Here is an 18,461-nt window from a genome sequence, read left to right as displayed (position 1 = left end):
CGGTTTTGCAACAGACAACAATCAATTACCTCTCCGTAGTTCAGTGATTCTCACCGTTTTGTCACTACTGGCGGTCACTATACGGCTACCATCGGCGTTAAAGGTGGCGGTAAGGACAGAGTCTTTATGGACAATCTTGCCTTTTTCTGACCATGTCCCATCGTCCTCCTGGCCAATAATTTTCGCTGTTCCGTCATTACTGGCAGTCACCAAAAGGCTACCATCGGGGCTGAAGGTAGCTGATCTGGCCGCACCCTTATGGTAAAAGATGGCTACTTGCTCCCATTTACCATAGGCTTGTCGGCCGAAGATTGTCACGCTTCCGTCTTCGCAGGCAGTCACGAAATAGCGACCATTGGGACTGAAACTGGCCGAATTGACCTGATCTTTGTGGTGAAAGGCAATCAGTAGTTCCCATGATCCATCGGCCTGCTTCATGCTGACTTTCGCTATGCGATCCTGACCGGCAGTCACCACATGACAGCAATCGGGGCCGAAGCTGGCAGACATGACAGCAAAACTATGGGAAATACTATCTTCTTCTTGCCATTCTACATCGGTCTTTCGTTTGTGGATTTTTGCCGTCATATCCCGGCTGGCGGTCACCACACGGCAGCTATCGGCACTGAAGATGGCTGTTTGGACTATACCATTATGATGAATCAAGTGGACAGGTTCCCATGATCCATCGGCCTTAAGGCTATGAAGTTGCGCTGTATTATCCAGGCTGGCGGTTATCACATGGCAGCTATTGGGGCTAAAAATGGCTGATAGGACCACGTTAATATGGGTAAGTGTTGCTTTGTGTTGCCATACGCCATCGTCCCCCAAGCTATATATCATCGCCGTGTTATCCCAACTGGCGGTCACCAGGTGTTTACCATTGGGGCTGAAGATGACTGATCTGACAATGTTGTCATGGGTAATGGTGGTATTCACCCGTGATCCATCAGTGCTGTAGTCATAGATTTTTACTGTTCCGTCATTGCATGCGGTAGCCAGATAGCGGCCATCGACACTGAGGTGGGCTGATTCAACTTCATGCTCCTCGCAAATGATGGTGTCCTCTAAAGTAAATGTTTTACATCCAGACATCAGGTTAATCTTGGTGAAATACAACAGAGCCGTTAAATAATTCCCCCCCTGTCGGCGATCTGACAGTGACTTGGCTAACGTCTCATCATTCGTAAACGACTTTAACCAATCGTAGACTTGCTTATTCGTTTTTGTAGCCATGGCCATCTTCAGTTGATCCTGGTGTGATGCAGGAAACTGGCGAAACCATGCTTTTGCCAAGGCTCTATTCTCTTTGACAACATCGCGAAGGTGGGTACATACCTTTTGTACACTGCGAATCTCTTTAAGTTTCAAAGAATGGAAAATTTGGCTAAAAGTCACTGAAGGTAAATTCAGCAATGTAGTATTTTCCTTTTGTTCCCCGTCGGGTACAGTGATGAGCCTACCCGCACTGGTACCCGTGGGTGTTTCCAATCGAGCTCGCTTAGGTGGTGGTGATTGTGAGCCTTCCATGGCGTTAGTTTTAATATCATGCATATCTGATTTCTCTCCAGCGACTATTCCCTTGTATCAGCGAGGACATTCAACTTTCATGACGTTAATTTGAGTCGGTTTCAGAATGAAAGTTCATGACACTTTGTTAAGTGCCACTAACAAAAAACAGTATGTTCTCAAAAAGTCCCAGAACACCCGAAGCCGCTTTGCCTGCCGAGTGCCTCAAAGACTTAGCATATAGTCGTTGGCGGGTGGAATGTTTTTCAGACTGCCATGGCTTTCAAGGAATTTGGCAAAACGATCGTAGCGCCCTGTGTCCCTGGCAGCAGGCCTGAGAGAAAACCGTGACACTGTATCAAACCATGCACGTTGATTAAGCTCGTTGTCATAACCCTGATTTTGCAAATCCTCGATCAGTTCGTGCTCAAGATCGGCTTCGCTCTGGTAGCTGTCCTTGACCTGCCAGTCCTGGGTGTATTGATCGAGTACGATGAAGTTTTTTGATTCGGCGATGGTTTTGTAGTCGGTCATTGATCACCACCTTTCTTTGTCAGCAGTTTTTTAATTTGACGGTCAAAATCTGATTCTATCCGCTGTTTTTTGTTGAATTTCTCATATTCGGCAAAGGCTTTTTGCTCTGCCTGCTGGCGGCTGATGGTGCCATGGCCTTCCAGAACCTGATACTCATTAAAGGCCAGAAACTTATTCACACTGTCTGCAAATCCTGCCATGGTGAAGGTGTTGCGTCGTTCGATAATCCCTTCGATATAATCAAAAAAAGCGGATACGGTACGCTCCAGCTGTTTGATCTCACTTTCGGCTAAATAGTTCTTTGCCACCTTGGAATCTGATTTCAGTACACGACCATCAGGGGCGTTTTTGTAGGTATTCATGCCCATCAGAGGCTGGTCGGCATCGGCTTTCAGAGCGATGATTTCTGCTGCCGTGTGACCGGTAATGGCAAAATGAAATTTGTCCTGCACATGGGCATAAAACAAACGAGTGGTGTCTGATTTGGGATTATAGTCGACACTGCACTCAGCAAAAATATCGGTAATCTGCTGGTAAATACGCCGCTCGCTGGCACGGATGGAACGCACCCGCTCCAGTAGCTCTTTAAAATAATCTTTACCAAAGTACTGGCCATTTTTTAAGCGCTCATCATCCATGGCAAAGCCCTTGATGATGTATTCCTTGATTAAGGCCGTTGCCCAAATGCGGAACTGTGTGGCCTGGGTTGAGTTGACCCGGTAGCCGACGGAGATGACGGCATCCAGGTTGTAGTACTTTATTTTCCCGGTTTGGGTTTTGCCTGCTACGGCTCCGTGCTCAGTGGTGTGTTCCAAAATGGAACATACCACATCTTCTTGCAACTCATTGTTTTCAAATATATTTTTCAGATGTTTGGTAATGGCTGGGCGCTGTACGCCAAATAACTCGGCCATCCGCTGCTGAGTCAGCCAGAGGGTCTCATTGTTTAGCAAGACCTCCACCTTTACGTCTCCACCGGGAGCGGTATAAAGCAGGAACTCAGTGGTTTGGTCTTGCAGGCTCAGGCTTTTATGGCTCATGTCAGGCTGCCCTCTCTTCTGGTTTTGGGAAGCTTAGCAGCAAGTCACGGTAGTATTCGTACTGCTTTTGGCGCAGCTCTATTTCTCTGGGTAAGCCTTCGGTGATGGAGTTTGTCAGGGCGTCGAATTTGTCCAGTATGGCAACAATTCGCTCCTGCTCTGCGAGGGATTTCTCTGGGTCGTTCGGATAGGGAACGGGTATTTGAACTTTCGAGAATCCTTTAATTAACAGCGTTTTCACTTTTGCACGAACGATATACTTTGCCTTATCTGCAATGAATGAGCTTGTTTGCATGCAATAGGAAACGTACTTAGGGTTCAGTGAATGTCTGTACGCATAACAGTGATCATGAATCGCGACTTTATCATCTCCAATCCAGGCAACCGCTTTAGCAACATCTTCAACGGTCTCCCCGACATCGGTTATTACAACATCATTGGGTTCTGCGTACCTCAGTGATGGGGCCAGCTCAGGGCGAACCTGTGAAACCGCATGAGTTGCCGAAACGCCGTACTGAGTATAAATTTCGCCATAATGGATAACGTTAACACCTTCATTATCCACATAATCTGCTTTGGTAAATCGCTTTCCACGAATAAACTCACCAAGCTCTCCCAGAGTCTTCCACTCCACCTCCCCACCATCAAAACTCAACAACCGATCACGATAGTAGTTGTATTGTTTTTTCCGTGCATTAAGCTCGGTGGTCAACTCGGTGGTCAACTCGGTGGTCAACTCGGTGGTCAACTCGGTGGTCAGCTCGGTGAATTTGTCCAGTATTCTGACGATTTCGGATTGGATTTTTAGGGATTTTTGTGGGTTTTGTGGGTTTTGTGGGTTTTGTGGGTTTTGTGGGTTTTGTGGGTTTTGTGGGTTTTGTGGGTAGGGGATGGGGATTGGAATTTGTTGCATTTTCCCCTTTGTTAACTTTGCTCTGTCACCGCCAGATAAGTACGGTATGAAATTAACAATGCAAAGGTAGTGGAATATGAATCTTGTGTTAAGTTTCGACTTTCCACGTATAACATGCACATGATTGTTAGCCCAGAATTTTCCAGTTGCATATTGTATAGAGTATTTTTCGAGACTTGCTGAGCCATCCTCTGCAATTAGTACGAATTCACCATCATGAGTATACCCCTCAACGTAGTCTTGTATGTTGTTGGCTCCATAATATGGTGTTTTTCCCGGTGAACGGAGGGACGCTTTTACTGGTTTTCTCCCTATGTTGGCAATCTCAAAAAACTTTTCATTGCCTAAAGGCACCCACTCAACCTCAGCCCCATCCAACAGCCTTTCCATAAAATCCATATCACCCACCACTACAAGTCCCCAGTCCTGAACTCACTATAACCTTCATAAAAATAACTAACATCAATGCCTTTCATATACAGGTCACGGTCGTCTATCCGATCGGTTAAGGTTTGCCTGAGCAGGTGTTTGACTCGATATCTTTGACGACACTGCGTTGCATGGCAGAGAGGTACTCTTTTTCTGGCATTGGCAGTTATTCGAAAATCTCGAATAACTACATAAAGCGCCTCAAGCTCAACCGGCAGTTGATCCATAAAATCTCTCATCCCTAATGAATTGTGCTTGTCGAAAATCATGCTCGCCCTGCTCACTTTTTATTCAACAAAGAAATAGCAAGACCCAGCAGACCAATCGCCGATAAAGCGTCTGTTGTATTAGCTTTCTGTGCATCGTTAACAAAATAGCGACTGTGGGTACGCTTTAAGTCATCAATGGTGTTGGCTTCAAAAATAACCACTTCTATTTCATTTTTATTGTTCAGAAAGTAATGCAGCTCTTTTTGCAGGCAGACTGCCTGCGCCGCAGAGTAATCACTGTATTCATCGCATTGAGTAGCCTTGGTGGTGCGATTGTGTTCAATGAGATAATACATGGTGAATCGCATCCTCTCTTTGTCGTCTACGGCAGTTATCCGGAATTTCCGGATAACTGCATTTCCTGTTATTCACCATTTGAAAGATATTTTCAAATGTTCATGCCTCAACCTTCTATCTCAGCCACAATGGCATCAATCTCCGAGCGTAGCTGATCTATCCTGCCAACCGTAGTTTTCAGCTCAGCATTCAGCTGAGTAATATCAACCTTCTCCCGGGTATCCCTGGCTTCCACATAACTGCTGACCGACAGGTTGTAGTCATTGTCAGTGATCGTCTCAAGGCTGACCGACTTTGCGACATGCTCGACATCGTCCTTGCTGTGGAAGATTGCCATAATCTGCTGGATATGCTGATCTGTCAGCACATTGTTATCTTTTACCGTGTTACCCAGACGGTTGCTGGTGGTGTCGAAATCGGCAAACAGGCCTTTGATATCGGCTTCTGACGGGTAACCGTTGGCTGAAAATTCAATTGACTTGAATATGTCAGCCAGCTCGGTATTCAGGTTATGGTTTTTGCTGGCATTGGCCGCTACGTTCACAAACAGTTCACTGGGGTAGATAAAATAGCCTTTGGTTTTGATGGCATCTTCTCTGGTTGCGACAATGTTTTCATCGCCATCATCCATTGTCGCATAATTGACGCTGTCATCACCGCCCGTGATGTAGTTGGTGAAGTTCTCACTGATAAAGCGGTAGAAAAGAGTGCCCAGCACGTATTGTTTGAAGTCCCAGCCGTCTACTGAACCACGCACATCGTTGGCGATCTGCCAGAACTGGCGCTGTAGTTCGGCGCGCTGTTGGGCACTGGTCATTGATGGCACTCCTGAAAACAAGGTTCTTTTGACAGTACGCTACCGCCCGGAGATTTGGCTACTGCAATCAGCAATAGGCGGAGCGTGGGTCTCGGTAGCTCTGTCGGTAAAAAAGGGTTCAGTTTACCAGCTTCGGCGAGAAGCCTCTCCCAGAAGAGGGCCGTGAGAGTCAAAATACTACAACATGACAAGAAACTGCCTGAAAAGTGGCCTGTTTGACCGTAAATCTAAAATCATCGGGTAGATCAGGCCTTATTCGCAGTTTTGTTAATTGCACTTACTCCAATGTTATGAACTTTTGTTTCAAAACCGACTCAGAGTTTTGAAGCCATTTTGAATGTTCTTTCTAAGTGGGAACAAAATTAACAAAGGAGTAGTCAATATGAATAACGTAGATAACAACTCCAGCACTGCTGGTTTTTTTTCACCAAAGCCTGAGGAGGAAACACCAGAGGGTGTCAGCTTCGGCAGAACTACAACGGCAGCTGACAATGTTGATGCTTCATTGAGCAGCGATCCCGATCACTCAAGTCAGAACTTGGGAGCCGTTGCCAGCAGCAGCACGTCACTTGAACAGAGAGTAGTGTCTAACCAGGCGAGCACTGAAATAGACGCAGCAAACAAAAAAGCTCAGGAGAATGTGACAACTATCATTAATTACTTAAAACAGCTGAAACAGCAAACTCTGATTTACAAAAATATGTATGGTAGAGAGGCAGCTCCTGATCAGGATATCCAAGTATTTGAGAAAGTCACCCAATTACTTAAATATCTTGAGCCTCTGAATATTTCAACAGATGAAAATCTGAATGATGGTAGACACTTTTCTGAAGTCAATAAGGGATCATTTACTTCTGATTATCATGTTAGTTATCGGGGTGAGGAGATTTTTTCTTTGACCAGTGCTTTTAATGTAATTGAAGATGGTTTGAATTGGTCTCTAGCTGTTAAAACCACAAGCTTATTTGATGAACTCTATTTTGCCCCTGATGCCCCCGGTTATCAAGCTGTAAAAAGTGAATTTGAGGCATTACAGACCAAATCTTCACCTAATGATCTTAAAGGCTCGTCTGCCCGCGAATAACCTGACGAAAAGGCAGATTATAGTGAGCTGCAATTTGTTTGTTGATGCGGTGCTCCGGGTTGCTCGTATCAGGGTTGTTGAGAGACTTACCCTGAATTGCCCGCATCAGCGGCATTATTTGAGATCAGAAATTCAGTTTGTCTTTAAGATTGCTTGATATATCATCTTCAGAATCACTGCTCGAGCTCGAGGTTTCATCTTCATCTGACTGTTCTCTACCTGCTCTTTCCTCGGCATGTTGCTTAAGAAGCCTTGCAACTCTCACCAGTTTGTCTAGTTGCTCTTCATCATATTGAAGAGGAAGCTCTGGTCCAAGGAAGTGTTCCAGAATAGATTTGATCTTTTCGTCTGTACTTCTTGAAAACACTCTTCTAATGTGTCTGGCAATCGCATAACCCACTGCTGTCACTGCGTTTTCAGACTCCGGCAATGCTGCCGAAGCTCCCCCAGTCGAACCTTCAACGGTTTGGGACGCATTATCTATTTCGCTTTGCTTTCTGGATACCAAAAAATGATAAAGTTTTTCCAGCTTTAGCGGTTGGTATTGATCTTTCATCCAGAATCTTTTCGAAAATTCATCTCCGCTAGGTCCGCAGAGAAAAGCTGTAGAAAAAGCTGACATTAACAAAGAATAAAGCACTCCTACTGTTTCTGAATTCTCCACCAGAAATCTAAGCAGAATCATAGTGTCATTGACGTTTTCTTCAGCATCTGTGTAGTTTTCATAATTCATATAGGCCGTCACTTCTACAAAAGTTGGCGCTACCGGATAATCGAGAAATTCAGAGAGTAGTGATTTTTTGTCGTTTATTCCCAGCAGTCCATGACTTGCTGGTAGGAGTGACTTGCTATGACCACTAAGCCCAGAAAGAGAAAAAATAGCCTGACCTGGAGTTAGGCCGCCTGAATATCGTTCTTGCTGACTGCCCTTTTGATAATCGTTGTTTTGTAAAAGTAAGCTTGTCGGCAAGCCATTTAAAGCAGACGACAATTCTTTTGCCGTTATAGTAATACTCGAAAAAAACCGCCCTGTTTTTTCAGTATGAATTGAACCATCAACAGGCGCAAAAACAGCCTTTTTATTTTTTAGCAGATCCTGTAAATCAATGTGCATCTGATGACCTGACAGATCAGTCACAGCCAGAGACTGGTGGGCATCTGCCCGAAGTCTGATGATACTTTTCTCGTTAATGTCTGAAATCAGCAGTACTGAGCCTTTTTGGGAATCAAAAAATGGAGTAAAACCATGGATGGATAAAATCATATCCTCCTGAACAATAATGGAACCATTGCCCAGTACTATAGTGAGTGGCTCAGGCGAAGGAGTTGGGTAAGAGGCCCCTTTAACCGTTCCTGTTACAACCAAAGTTAAAAATATCAATGTTTGCCACAAGCTTTTTAGCATTGAAAAACCCCACTTGGCATAAAATAAATTGGAAATACCTGATGCTTGAACGGGTCCAGCTTTTGATCATTTCGGCAAGGAGCGTGACACTACCCTTGGTTGTCGTATACTGAGCGAGGATATTAGTGCAGAGCTGGTTTATACCCATTACCCTGAAGGATTCTTATATCAAAGCGACAGTGTAGCTTGTTTTTCAATTTTCAGTTTTTTTTCAGCACTGGAAAGTTTGACTTTATGAAGAGAACAAACGAGTTCCAATAGAGCGGCATTTTGTTGAGAAAGGAGCTTTTTTCCCGCTTTCAGGCAAATCACAAACCACAAAGCACAAACCAGAGTGAAGGACAAGGAGTCTCAGAATTCTCTCTCTGCCTGACGCTATCGAACTCTATGCGTTACAATAGCGTCGGCTAACTGCCATGAGCGATAGGAAATGTTTGAAATCGCTTGGGGGTATAGCCATTTGCAAAACGATAAGAAGCCAGGTGAACTGTGAGAGAGATTCTGCTGATTAATGTGACAGGGCGAGACAAACCCGGTCTGACGGCCTCCATAGCGTCCATCATGGCTGCCTGTGCTCATCAGAACAGGGGGCTGGAAATTCTCGATATAGGGCAGTCGGTTATACATGACACCCTGACTCGTGGGACTCTTTCATGGACGATCATTGTTCGATTGCCAGATGGTCTGAAAGTCTCTCCTGTGGTGGAAGATCTGCTTTTTCACTTTGATCAACTTGAGCTTCACGGCAATTATCAGACCCTTTCTGATGAAGGCTTTCAACAGAGGGCATCCGAACAGAGCAATAATCGTTACATCCTGACCCTGCTTTCCAAAAACATCACAGCAGAGCACATCGCCCGTGCTAGCCATATCACAACAGAACATGCTCTGCATATAGATCGGATTACCCGACTGTCTGGCCGTTGTCTGGAGTTCGGGGTCAGAGGACTTTCTCCTGAACCGGACGCATTAAGAACGGACTTTTTGCGCCTGTCCTCAGAGCTGGACATGGATGTGACCTTTCAGGAAGACAACATCTATCGCCAGAATCGCAGGCTGGCGGTGTTTGATATGGACTCTACCCTGATTGAAGCCGAGGTTATTGATTTGCTGGCTGAAGCAGCGGGCGTGGGTGACAAAGTGGCAGCAATCACTGAAAGGGCCATGCAGGGCGAACTGGATTTTAACGAGAGTTTCCGCGAAAGGCTGGCCATGCTGAAAGGTCTGGATGAGTCCGTTCTGGCGAGCATAGCCGAAAAGCTGCCGATAATGGAGGGCGCTGAAAAGCTCTTTAAATGCCTGAATGCACTGGGTTATAAAACAGCGATCCTGTCAGGGGGGTTTACTTACTTTGCCCGTTTCCTTCAGGAGCGATTGGGGATCGACCATATTTTTGCTAATGAGCTGGACATCGTCGATGGCAAAGTCACCGGTGAAGTCAAAGGTGAGATCGTCAACGGCGAGCGCAAGGCAGAGCTGCTCAAACAGATTGCTCTCAGTGAAGGAATTTCTTTGCAGCAAACCATTGCCGTAGGCGATGGAGCTAACGATTTAGCCATGCTGAGTATCGCCGGATTGGGCATTGCGTTCCGGGCCAAGCCTCTGGTCAGGCAAAGCGCCAGACAGTCTATCTCAACACTGGGTCTTGATAGCATACTCTACCTGTCAGGCTTCAGTGACAAAGACCTGCAAATACTGAATCAGGATAAAAGCTAAGGATGGTTCCAGCGTTCAATGATTACAACAAGCTTTTTACGTGTCTTACAGGCTTTGGCTTTTTTGGCATCTCTTTGGTCTTTAAGCAGCTATGGGGCGTCTCTTTCTGAATCTTCCTCTGTACTCTCAGCGGGCGAAAAATGGCGGAAGATTCTCAAAGAGGCCAGAGGGCAGAGTGTTTACTTTAATGCCTGGGGCGGAGATCAGCAGGTCAATGACTATATTCGCTGGACAGCCAAACAAGTACGACAGCGTTATGATATTGAATTGAAACAGGTCAAAGTCAGCAATACGGCAGACGTTGTCAGTCGTATATTGGCAGAGAAGCAGGCCGGTCGCGATTCAGACGGCACGGTCGACATGATCTGGATTAATGGCGAGAACTTCCGTTCAATGAAAAATCATGGCCTGCTTTTTGGGCCATTTTCTGAACAACTACCCAATTACCGCTGGATTGATACCCGGGAAAAACCCACAACGATTCTGGATTTTGGTGAGCCCGTTGAAGGTCTGGAAGCACCCTGGGGCATGGCGCAGCTGGTTTTTATTTATGATCAGGAGAGTGTGCAGGCACCTCCGAAAAGCGCGGCAGATTTATTGAAATTTGCCAGAAAGCATCCTGGCCGGGTCACCTATCCAATGCCACCTGATTTTGTAGGAACCACGTTTCTTAAGCAGTTGTTGCTTGAGCTGGCCCAGCAGAATCCGGCTTTGTTCCAGCCTGTTGGCCCAGACAGCTTTGACAAGATAACGGCACCCTTGTGGCGTTATCTTGATGAACTGCACCCGTTATTGTGGCGTGAGGGCGAAACCTTTGTGCAGAACAATCTGGCGCTGACACCTCTGCTGGATGATGGTGAAATTCTATTGTCAATGTCGTTTAATCCATCTTATGCCAGCTCTGCGATTGCCAATGGCGAACTTGCCGAAAGCGTCAGAACCTATGTTCATTCTGACGGAACGGTCGGAAACACTCACTTTCTGGCTATTCCCTATAATGCCCGTGCAAAAGCAGCTGCGCAGGTCGTGATTAACTTCCTGGTGTCCCCTGAAGCCCAGTTACACAAAGCGGACCCGGATGTCTGGGGTGATCCTACCGTCTTGAGCATGGGAAAACTGGCTGAGTTGGATAAACGACACTTCAGTGAGTTACCTCTGGGTATCGCTACCCTCAGCCCTGAAGCTCTGGGCATAACATTGCCTGAGCCACACGGCTCCTGGTCAACCGCTCTGGAAGCAGAGTGGCAGAAGCGTTACCGTCAGTGAGAAAGGCAGTTTGAAGTTCAGAAAGAGTTTTGCTGTGCAACTTGCTGCGGCACTGGTCGCAGTTTTATTCTTATCCGTCGTATTGTTGGGCACAGTCAGTGCGGTTCTGCCCGCATTTGGTTATTTACCGATACTGGGAATGACTTCCCTGTCTTTTGCTCCCTGGCTGCAAGTGTGGGAAACGCCCGGCCTGACAGAGATGCTCTGGTTGTCTTTTTTCTCGGGTATGTCAAGCACACTGGTCTCCATGCTGCTGGCGCTGGCGTTTGTCAGTGCTGCCTGGGATCGCCGGTTCTGGTATCAGGCACAGCGCTGGTTATCACCCATCATGGCAACACCCCATGTTGCACTTTCTGTAGGGCTGTTCTTTTTGATTATGCCCAGTGGTATTTTGGCCAGGGGACTCTCAGCTTTCATGGATTGGCAAGGCCCCCCGGACTGGCAGACGGTGCAGGACCCCTGGGCGTTGTCATTAACCGCATTGTTGGTTCTGAAGGAAACTCCTTTTCTGATTCTGATGCTGATGGTGGCCATCAGGCAATTGCCGGTCAGGGAAATACTAAGAACGGGGGCCGGACTGGGCTATCAATCCTGGACGGTCTGGGTAAAGTTGATCTGGCCCCAGCTGTACTTGAGAGTTCGTCTTTCCATGCTGACAGTTCTGGTGTTTGCCCTGTCTGTTGTCGATATCGCCATTGTACTGGGCCCGGCAACACCGCCCACTTTTGCCGTGCAGGTGCTGAACTGGTATCAGAATCCTGACCTTGAATTTCAGGCTTTGGCCTCTGTCGGCAGTGTTTTGTTGATGATTTTGGTGCTTGCTGCCATTGGTTCTATTGTATTGCTGGAAAGGTTGGCAGCCACTTTGCTAAGGGGCTGGCTGACCTCCGGTCGCAGAGGCTCTGGAGAAGGTGTTTGGCGTTGTCTGTCTATTTTTGGCTGGAAGGCACTGCTGGTTGTATTCGGCGCCAGTGCGTTCATGTTGTTAATCTGGTCGTTTGTCTGGCGGTGGCGATTCCCTCATCTTTTGCCACAGAGTTGGTCCTTCCGCCATTGGGAACGGGCTTGGCCAAGACTTGTGGAACCGTTGGAAATGGCTTTGCTGATTGGCGTGGTGTCGGCTTTTCTGGCTTTGCTTATCTCGGTCCTGATACTGGAAGCGGGCAGGAGAAGCCAAATAGCGTCCCCTTACCTGAAAAAAATGCACAGACTGATAAGCCGGACTATGTATCTGCCATTACTGTTGCCACAGCTGACATTTTTGTTTGGTATCCAGATCTGGCTGATTCGTTCCGGTGCAGAGGGGCACTGGTGGTCAGTGGTTTTTATGCACCTGCTGTTTGTTTTGCCTTATTGCTATCTCAGTCTTTCAGGCCCCTGGCGGTATTATGATGAACGACAGACTGCTCAGGCTCTCATGTTGTCTGGTTCTTCGGTCAGGGCCTTTTTGCAGGTGAAATGTTTAATTCTGTTGAAACCCTTGTTGGCCAGTTTTGCTCTGGGTTTTGCCGTCAGCATTGCCCAATATTTGCCAACGTTGTTTGCCGGGGCAGGCAGAATATCAACCGTCACAACGGAAACGGTGGCATTGGCTTCCGGTGGTAATAGAAAAGTTATGGCGGTATACGCACTGGTACAAATACTGTTGCCTGTGTTGATGTATGGACTGATGCTACTGCTCAGTTCCCGGAGGATCAGAAACCGGCGGCCAGTCAGGAGATGGGTATGAAGCTGGAAGTCAAAAAGCTCAGCTTGTCAGTTGCAGGAAAATCACTGGTCTCTGATCTGAGTTTCACTGTCAGCGAGGGTCAGGTTCTGGTTTTTATGGGTCCTAGCGGTTGTGGTAAGTCTTCTATTCTTGATGTTCTCTGCGGAACTCTGGCCCGAAACTTTCAGTCTTCAGGAACCATCATTCTTGATAATAAAAACATAACCCATACACCCTCCCATCAGCGAGGAATAGCACTGCAACCCCAGGATCATCTGTTGTTTCCCCATCTTTCAGTCGGTGAGAATCTGGCTTTCGGAATACCTTCCTCCTATAGCCGGAGCCAACGAAAACAGAAAATTGAACAGGCCTTGAATGAATGTCAGCTTCCCGGTTTTGACAAGAATAATCCACTGACTCTGTCGGGAGGACAACGGGCCAGGATCAGTTTGATGAGAACCCTGCTTTCGCAGCCGAAAGTTCTGTTACTGGATGAGCCGTTTTCGAAGCTTGATCAAGCTTTGCGTCAGCAGTTCAGGGAGTTTGTCTTTCAGCGGGTTTCGGAGCTATCAATACCGGTCATTATGGTCACTCATGATTCGGCTGATATTCCGGATGCCAGTGAAATAATAAAGCTTTGAACGATTCGCTCAGTGAGTGTATCTCAGGAACCTGCAGGATGACTCGAAATACCCTGACCACTGTTCGGTGGGTTCAGATTCTTCGAGTCAACAGAGTGAGTAGGAACCGACTGTCCGGATTTGCCGATGCTCACGGCTGCTAGCTGCTGAAGTCGTAGGTCATGGATTCAAGAGGGGGTTGCAGATAATGACCCTGGATATAATCAACACCCAGCTGCCAGATACTGGTGAGTGCCTGGGCATTCTCCACCCCGGGTATGATGATGACTTTGTTGAGGCTCTTGAGATGTTTAGCGGTTCTCTTGAGATGTGCGTCTTCATTTCGCTCAAGTTGCTCCGTGAACAGACAGTCCAGCTTCACAAACATCAGATCCAGGTGTTCCATGATTTTCATGGAAGGTGACTCGCCAGAGAACTGAGTTATGGCAAACTGACAACCAGAAGGCTTCAGGCGTTCTGCGAAAGTCTTAACCTGATTAAGATGTTGGTGAACCAGTCTTTCGGCCATCTGCAGGACAATCATTTGGCCGGGAACATCGGCAGCTTCCAGTAAGCGAGATAAACGCTCAGTGAACTCTTCGTCGTTCAGGCTGGCCTGACTGATGTGAATCATCAGGCGAGTGTCTTCACCGTTTCTAAGCTTTCTCGATAGCAGTTTCACGGACTGGCGGATAACCCATCGGTCAATAAATGGCATCAGGTCACTGTCCTGCGCGGCAGTGATAAACTCACCGGCAGGGACTTCCTTGCCTTTTTGGTCCAGAAGACGCAGCAGAACTTCATAATAACTCGGGCCATCTCCGGTTACGCTGATCACAGGCTGGAATAACAAACGAAAGCTGTCGTTTTCAAGAGCCTGACGAATCATGGCAACGGTGTCACCATTGCAGGCTTTCTGGTTATCAATCGCGCTCTGGGAGAAGAGCTCGAGCTTATTGCCTCCGTTGCTGGCAGTCAGATGACAGGCTAAACGGGCGCGCTCCAGCATGGTTTGTCCATCACAAGCCTGACCAATCTCAGCCAGGCCAATACTGGCTGTTGTGAAGAGCGTTTGTTGTCCTGTAGGGATCAGTTCATTTTCCAGAGCCGCCCTTAATAGCTCCAGAGCGGCAACATTCTTTTCGTGGACATCGATCAGGTAGACCTCGTCACCATAGTGAGTGGCAGTACTGTCGGGTAAATGCTCATACAACAAACGACTCATTGTTTCCTGAATCGCTATACTTCCGTCGACGCCTGTATTTTCTCGAATAGAGTCATAGTTATCGAGCCTCAGATAAGCCAGAGTTTCCGGTTCCCGGTGACCAGAGAGCAGTGGGGTAAAACGTTCCCGGGGAACCAGAATAGAATTTTCTTCCCGATCAACCACCGTCGTTGCCGTTGATGTGGGAGCATTGCCTTTTACTATGACCTGGATGCACGGCTCGTCATCAAACACAGCATCGGATAGCAGGACTGTTGCTGGAAACGTTTGACCTTCTACATTCACTAGCTGGCATTCGACAGTGGGTTGTTCATCTCCCGGTTTGAAATGCTTGATCAGATTTTTAAACAGTGGCTGATCCCGGAAAGCGATCATATCAATCAGAGGCGTGCCTGCCAGATCGTCGGGGTCTTCATAACCAAATAGTTTGTTGTAAGAAGGGTTGGTATCGATATGCATGCCTTCGTGAACATAGGCAATGGCCTGAGAAGTATTGTCCATCAGTAGCTGGCAGCGCTGCTTAAGGTCGTTCAGCTCTTTTTGCAGTTTTTGCAGTTGTTGTCGGTGTTCCTGACTCGCCTTTTCTCTGAGCAGGGCATGCAATATATGTTCTTCGTGAGAGTGATGGATTGCATCACCCGCCCCTTTCTCCAGCCAATGCCTGATGATATCGGGTTTATTATCATGAATAGAAACAATGACTGGAATATCGAGTTTTAATCTCTGAATGCTCGACAAAACCTGCCCGGCATTCAGCAAGGGCGTTTCTTCAACAGTGAGCAATAAATCCCACTGGCCAGTGCTCAGTGCCTCCTCAAGATCATCAAGAGTGTCTAACTGTTGCACCCGGGCAGGAAGGCCGGAGTTGCGGAAAAGTTTAACCCAACGCTCTGCCTCGTTTCTGGAGGTCTCGAGTGTCAACAGGCGTAACGGCTGTTTATTATTGTTCATGATGGCAGTTTTTTTTAGCCTAAAGCTGTTTCAGTTATGGTAATTTTTCTCTTATCAGGGCAGCTAACAGTCAGTCTGTTACCTATGGCCCGGCCCCCATTGCACTCCCTGCAAAAACTTATTCTACTAAAGAAGACGTACTAGCAGCCTGTCGGACTTAAGCGTCCGTAGCGAGGATTGCAAGAAATTGAGGATAAAAATTTCTGCTTTTGAGGAGAATAGCGAGCTATTTGACGAAGAAGCAGGAATTTTTAGACCAATTTATTGCAACCGCAGTAGGACAGCCTTAAGTCCGACAGGCTGCTAGCTTCTGTTACACTGCATTCTAATCATTCTCCGCTACGTTCAAAAGACTTAGTGTGCACCAGAATTTTTTCACTTAAATCCCCGGCAGCCTCATGGCTGTCGCCTGGAGAGATCATGGCAAATAAAGGTAAACTCTATATCATCGCAGCCCCCTCGGGAGCTGGCAAAACCAGCCTGGTCAAGGCTATGGTTCAGTCGACCCCTCATGTGAAGGTATCGGTTTCCCATACAACCCGTCCGATTCGTCCCGGTGAAACAGACGGTATGAACTATCACTTCACCAGCAAAGACGTCTTTCTGGAGCTGATGAGCCAGGGCCAGTTTCTGGAACATGCAGAAGTATTCGGAAATTACTACGGCACCTCTGAAGCCTGGGTTCGGGAACAGCTGGATACCGGTGAAGATGTTATTCTTGAAATTGACTGGCAGGGTGCCCAGCAGGTACGTAAGCTGATGCCTGAAGCAGTCAGTATCTTTATTCTGCCTCCTTCCAAAGAAGCGCTTCGTGAGCGTTTGATGGGGCGTGGTACCGATGATTTCGACGTGATTGAGCGGCGTATGAATCAGGCTGTGAATGAGATGTCTCATTATGCAGAGTTTGATTATCTGGTTATCAACGATGAGTTTGATCTGGCTCTGCGCGACCTGCAAACGATCATCAGAAGTCGTCGCTTGTCTATTGGCTGGATGCAGCACTACAAGTCCGGCCTGATTGAAGGTTTGTTGAACTGATTGTCCTATTCGAAAACAGTTCAGGCGGCAAGGATCTCTCTGTCCTTGCCGATGTTGTCGTTGTGGCCAAAAACAGTCTGATCAGTTCCGGCAACAAAAAGCGTGAATTCCGGGTCATGGCGAGACCCTTTCTGAGACTGAGCGTCAACTGTAACTCACGTCCTTTTTCCAAAAGGAGTGAAAATGAAATACGTTTTTCACTGCTTCCTCCTTTCTCTCTTACTGCCTTGCTTTCTGACAGTGAGCACCGCCCGTGCAGATGAAGACGATGGGCTGCATCTTAATGATTCCGTCTCATCCATTGCAGACAAAGCGGACTCATTTGCTGCACCACGGGAGGTCAGTGTCGTGGGTGGCGCTATTGAGCCTTACCTTGGAGATGGCTTTGACTGGGGTGCAGGAATAAGCCCGTTGCCGTTGATCACGTTTGCATTTAAAAGATATACCGTTACACCGGATCCAAGGGGTAGCAGTGAGAATCAGTCATCCTGCCAGCAGGGTTCACGACAACGGCTTCAGACATGCGGAGGTGCCATTGCATCAAGTTACTCTGGAGATGACTTGCCACCGGCTGATCGCCCGGATTTTGAAGAACAGCTACAGGAATTTGACAGCTTGCTGGCTGAGCTTGAAAAAGAAATGGCTCAACTGGTCGGAGAAGTCGTTCTACTCACGGACCTTGATGAAACTTTGTTGCCAACCGGGCGCCACATCAGAGAACTGACAAAACGATTCAGGCAGAGGTTTGCAGTTTTTGTGGATAAGTGGCGACAACGGGGCAAATTAAGACTGATTGTCGTGACAGGTGCCATTATTGGCCACGATGAGTGGCATTATTTTGCCGACAACCAACTCCCTGAGCCTGACTACCTGGTATCAATCGGGAGTGGTTTCAGAGCTTTTCAGAGTCCCGTTAATGTGATGGCTCGCCCGGGCACCCGATTTTATGGCGCCCTGATGCCCGGTTTCAGCTTGTTTCCCGAAGACCTGTTTATCAGGCCAGATGGTTTCCGTTTCGAACGATACCTGAGTTGCACCGCTGGGCTGGATAATCAACTGGTATATCTCTTCGCCATACAGGATGTAGCCATTACCGATGTTCACAATCCCGAGCCAGGTCCAATCTATGCCTTCACAGTGGATCCTCAGATGGATCTGAATCAGGAAAAAACCAGAGAGCAGTTGAGGCAGGTGGCATTTAATCTTTTTGGTGCACTTGCCGATGTCAGGTTCAATCCTGATGAGCATCAAGTGACCCTCTCATTGCCTCTGACAAAAGGAGAGTGGGTGAGCAGGCTGGCCAGAGTCATGGGTGTGAGTGGTTCTACCATCATTGCGGCCGGTGACAATGAGATTGATCAGGATCTTCTGGTACCCGGCAAAGGCAGTGATTTCTCAGTTGATACTGCCATTGTTGTAGGTAACGCAAGTCACCATTTTAAGAAAAAAATGATGGGGAGTCCCGGAGTAGAGATAAGTACCTTCAGTTGTATTGTCGGGGTGGCGCAGGGCTTTTTAAGGGGACTGAGGAAGATTGTTCTGGAACAGGTTACGTGAGCTGAAGCTGTTTGAGTTTTTTGGTCATGGCCTCTCAAATATTATTCCTGAAGATGCATTAAAACGGCAGCCATTTGTCTGCC

Annotated in this window: 15 protein-coding genes and 1 pseudogene; 7 read left to right on the top strand and 9 right to left on the bottom strand. The window is 47.3% G+C overall.

What is annotated here, in order from left to right; all coding sequences use genetic code 11:
* Positions 1–21: 21 nt before the first annotated feature.
* From KBW69_RS19515 to KBW69_RS19485, 7 genes and pseudogenes are all read right to left on the bottom strand, one after another.
* On the bottom strand, positions 22–1,554 hold the full coding sequence (locus tag KBW69_RS19515; protein ID WP_257281946.1) for an F-box protein: 1,533 nt from the start codon (positions 1,552–1,554) through the stop codon (positions 22–24).
* Between the two features lie 180 nt (positions 1,555–1,734).
* Entirely contained in the window at positions 1,735–2,043 is a 309-nt protein-coding gene (locus tag KBW69_RS19510) for a hypothetical protein (RefSeq protein ID WP_257252435.1), read from the bottom strand.
* Complete coding sequence (locus KBW69_RS19505) at positions 2,040–3,083, bottom strand: virulence RhuM family protein (RefSeq protein WP_257275189.1); 1,044 nt, start codon at positions 3,081–3,083, stop codon at positions 2,040–2,042. The genes KBW69_RS19510 and KBW69_RS19505 overlap by 4 nt, the downstream gene beginning before the upstream one ends.
* 1 nt (position 3,084) lies before the next feature.
* The gene (locus KBW69_RS19500) at positions 3,085–4,395 is read right to left on the bottom strand and encodes a restriction endonuclease subunit S (RefSeq protein ID WP_257281945.1); all 1,311 of its coding nucleotides are present in this window, start codon (positions 4,393–4,395) and stop codon (positions 3,085–3,087) included.
* An 11-nt stretch (positions 4,396–4,406) separates the two neighbouring features.
* Positions 4,407–4,573: pseudogene (locus KBW69_RS19495) on the bottom strand (cell filamentation protein Fic); the annotation flags it as partial.
* A 132-nt stretch (positions 4,574–4,705) separates the two neighbouring features.
* On the bottom strand, positions 4,706–4,990 hold the full coding sequence (locus tag KBW69_RS19490) for a hypothetical protein (RefSeq protein WP_257275187.1): 285 nt from the start codon (positions 4,988–4,990) through the stop codon (positions 4,706–4,708).
* 107 nt (positions 4,991–5,097) lie between these two features.
* Complete coding sequence (locus tag KBW69_RS19485; protein ID WP_257281944.1) at positions 5,098–5,808, bottom strand: type I restriction-modification system subunit M N-terminal domain-containing protein; 711 nt, start codon at positions 5,806–5,808, stop codon at positions 5,098–5,100.
* A 382-nt stretch (positions 5,809–6,190) separates the two neighbouring features.
* On the opposite strand from KBW69_RS19485, the gene KBW69_RS19480 reads away from it, so the two are divergent.
* The gene (locus tag KBW69_RS19480; protein ID WP_257281943.1) at positions 6,191–6,892 is read left to right on the top strand and encodes a hypothetical protein; all 702 of its coding nucleotides are present in this window, start codon (positions 6,191–6,193) and stop codon (positions 6,890–6,892) included.
* A gap of 124 nt (positions 6,893–7,016) precedes the next feature.
* Here the strand turns inward: KBW69_RS19480 and KBW69_RS19475 are convergent, their stop codons facing one another.
* Complete coding sequence (locus KBW69_RS19475) at positions 7,017–8,297, bottom strand: hypothetical protein (protein ID WP_257281942.1); 1,281 nt, start codon at positions 8,295–8,297, stop codon at positions 7,017–7,019.
* Positions 8,298–8,786: 489 nt separating this feature from the next.
* On the opposite strand from KBW69_RS19475, the gene serB reads away from it, so the two are divergent.
* From serB to KBW69_RS19455, 4 genes are all read left to right on the top strand, one after another.
* The gene (gene serB / locus KBW69_RS19470; RefSeq protein ID WP_257281941.1) at positions 8,787–10,013 is read left to right on the top strand and encodes a phosphoserine phosphatase SerB; all 1,227 of its coding nucleotides are present in this window, start codon (positions 8,787–8,789) and stop codon (positions 10,011–10,013) included.
* A gap of 63 nt (positions 10,014–10,076) precedes the next feature.
* On the top strand, positions 10,077–11,279 hold the full coding sequence (locus tag KBW69_RS19465; RefSeq protein ID WP_306670742.1) for an ABC transporter substrate-binding protein: 1,203 nt from the start codon (positions 10,077–10,079) through the stop codon (positions 11,277–11,279).
* A gap of 10 nt (positions 11,280–11,289) precedes the next feature.
* The gene (locus KBW69_RS19460) at positions 11,290–13,008 is read left to right on the top strand and encodes an ABC transporter permease (RefSeq protein WP_257281939.1); all 1,719 of its coding nucleotides are present in this window, start codon (positions 11,290–11,292) and stop codon (positions 13,006–13,008) included.
* Entirely contained in the window at positions 13,005–13,628 is a 624-nt protein-coding gene (locus KBW69_RS19455) for an ATP-binding cassette domain-containing protein (RefSeq protein WP_257254711.1), read from the top strand. The genes KBW69_RS19460 and KBW69_RS19455 overlap by 4 nt, the downstream gene beginning before the upstream one ends.
* A 139-nt stretch (positions 13,629–13,767) precedes the next feature.
* Here the strand turns inward: KBW69_RS19455 and KBW69_RS19450 are convergent, their stop codons facing one another.
* Positions 13,768–15,783 carry an EAL domain-containing protein gene (locus KBW69_RS19450; protein ID WP_257254712.1) on the bottom strand — a complete coding sequence of 672 codons (2,016 nt, stop codon included), beginning with the start codon at positions 15,781–15,783 and terminating at the stop codon, positions 13,768–13,770.
* Positions 15,784–16,203: 420 nt separating this feature from the next.
* Here KBW69_RS19450 and gmk point away from each other — a divergent pair, with 420 nt between their 5' ends.
* Together gmk and KBW69_RS19440 are read left to right on the top strand one after the other, a co-directional pair.
* Complete coding sequence (gmk, locus tag KBW69_RS19445; protein WP_257252786.1) at positions 16,204–16,821, top strand: guanylate kinase; 618 nt, start codon at positions 16,204–16,206, stop codon at positions 16,819–16,821.
* Positions 16,822–17,004: 183 nt separating this feature from the next.
* A complete protein-coding gene (locus KBW69_RS19440; RefSeq protein WP_257252787.1) occupies positions 17,005–18,378 on the top strand; it encodes a hypothetical protein in 1,374 nt (457 codons plus the stop codon).
* Positions 18,379–18,461 lie beyond the last annotated feature (83 nt).

The organism is Endozoicomonas sp. ISHI1 (assembly GCF_024606225.1).
GTDB lineage: Bacteria > Pseudomonadota > Gammaproteobacteria > Pseudomonadales > Endozoicomonadaceae > Endozoicomonas_A.
The sequence above is the reverse complement of the archived record's forward strand: the minus strand, read 5'-3'. Positions and strand labels throughout refer to the sequence as shown.

What these genes read in the sequence shown, in the direction of transcription:
- KBW69_RS19515 (WP_257281946.1), bottom strand. Translation starts at nt 1,554, where the DNA reads ATGCATGATATTAAAACTAACGCCATGGAAGGCTCACAATCACCACCA.
- KBW69_RS19510 (WP_257252435.1), bottom strand. Translation starts at nt 2,043, where the DNA reads ATGACCGACTACAAAACCATCGCCGAATCAAAAAACTTCATCGTACTC.
- KBW69_RS19505 (WP_257275189.1), bottom strand. Translation starts at nt 3,083, where the DNA reads ATGAGCCATAAAAGCCTGAGCCTGCAAGACCAAACCACTGAGTTCCTG.
- KBW69_RS19500 (WP_257281945.1), bottom strand. Translation starts at nt 4,395, where the DNA reads ATGGATTTTATGGAAAGGCTGTTGGATGGGGCTGAGGTTGAGTGGGTG.
- KBW69_RS19490 (WP_257275187.1), bottom strand. Translation starts at nt 4,990, where the DNA reads ATGTATTATCTCATTGAACACAATCGCACCACCAAGGCTACTCAATGC.
- KBW69_RS19485 (WP_257281944.1), bottom strand. Translation starts at nt 5,808, where the DNA reads ATGACCAGTGCCCAACAGCGCGCCGAACTACAGCGCCAGTTCTGGCAG.
- KBW69_RS19480 (WP_257281943.1), top strand. Translation starts at nt 6,191, where the DNA reads ATGAATAACGTAGATAACAACTCCAGCACTGCTGGTTTTTTTTCACCA.
- KBW69_RS19475 (WP_257281942.1), bottom strand. Translation starts at nt 8,297, where the DNA reads ATGCTAAAAAGCTTGTGGCAAACATTGATATTTTTAACTTTGGTTGTA.
- KBW69_RS19455 (WP_257254711.1), top strand. Translation starts at nt 13,005, where the DNA reads ATGAAGCTGGAAGTCAAAAAGCTCAGCTTGTCAGTTGCAGGAAAATCA.
- KBW69_RS19450 (WP_257254712.1), bottom strand. Translation starts at nt 15,783, where the DNA reads ATGAACAATAATAAACAGCCGTTACGCCTGTTGACACTCGAGACCTCC.
- gmk (WP_257252786.1), top strand. Translation starts at nt 16,204, where the DNA reads ATGGCAAATAAAGGTAAACTCTATATCATCGCAGCCCCCTCGGGAGCT.
- KBW69_RS19440 (WP_257252787.1), top strand. Translation starts at nt 17,005, where the DNA reads ATGAAATACGTTTTTCACTGCTTCCTCCTTTCTCTCTTACTGCCTTGC.